Source organism: Streptomyces sp. NPDC059080, from assembly GCF_042739975.1.
GTDB lineage: Bacteria > Actinomycetota > Actinomycetes > Streptomycetales > Streptomycetaceae > Streptomyces > Streptomyces benahoarensis.
Genome location: NZ_JBHYGX010000097.1, coordinates 1 through 1,049 on the forward strand (window position 1 = coordinate 1; position 1,049 = coordinate 1,049).

Annotated in this window: 1 protein-coding gene; it reads right to left on the bottom strand. The window is 64.8% G+C overall.

Features of this window, described 5'->3' with window-relative positions; translation table 11 throughout:
• Window positions 1-103: 103 nt before the first annotated feature.
• Window positions 104-912 (bottom strand): IS5 family transposase gene (locus ACFWWQ_RS29705; protein WP_384602367.1). Its coding sequence is split into 2 segments (ribosomal slippage): window positions 104-579 and window positions 579-912, totalling 810 coding nucleotides; the frame shifts between segments, so codons are not numbered across the junction.
• Window positions 913-1,049 lie beyond the last annotated feature (137 nt).

Here is a 1,049-nt window from a genome sequence, read left to right on the forward strand (position 1 = left end):
CGATCTCCCACAATCCGTCCGGAACAATCCAACTCCACGTACCCCGCCCCATACACAGACCAACGCCCGCCTCACCACATAGGACACGGTCTAAGAGGTTGTTTTATTTGGTGAGGCGGCGATAGGCGATGAGGGCTGCGGCCATGCCGACGAAGGCAAGGAAGTGTTCCGCTTTGCGTTCGTAGCGTCGGTGGAGGCGTCGGCAGCCGCTCAGCCATGACACCGTTCTCTCCACTACCCAGCGGTGGCGGCCGAGCCGTTGCGAGGGCTCGACGCCTTTGCGGGCGATGCGAGGGGTGATGCCGCGCTCGCGGAGCCATCGCCGCAGGTGGTTGTAGTCGTAACCCTTGTCGGCGTGCAGCTTCGCCGGACGCCTGCGACGAGGGCCGCGCCGGGACCGGATGGGCGGGATGCCGCGCACGAGCGGTGCCAGGCCGAGACTGTCGTGCATGTTGGCGCCGGATATCCCTAGCGACAGCGGCAGTCCATTTCGGTCGACGATCAGGTGGATCTCCGATCCCAATTTGCCGCGATCGGTCGGATTCGGTCCGGTCAAAGGCCCCCTTTTGCGGCCCGGACGCTGACGGAGTCGATCGCGCATCGGGACCAGTCCAGCTCGCCTCGTGCGCCGAGTTCGTCGAGGATGACGCGGTGGAGACGGGCCCACACACGGTCCCGACTCCACTGCGCGAAGCGCCGGTAGACCGTGGGCCAGGCCGGCCCGAACACCGGCGGCAACTGCCGCCAGGTGCAACCAGAGGTCGCCACGAACAAGATCGCCGCGAGCACTTCACGATCACCCGCCCGAGCCCGGCCCCCGCCCTGCGGACGCCTCACCACCGTCGGCGGAACAACTCGACGAAACAACACCCACAACTCATCCGGCACCAACCGCTCAACCAGATCCGTCATACACCTCTCAACGAGCCAACACGCCATAAGAAACAACGTCTAAGCTTGATCTTTAACCTCAGGGCCCGAACGAGTCCTCGTACTTGATCACTCGGACTGGTAACTGCCGTGCGTGCGGGCGGCCTTCGGCTGAGCAT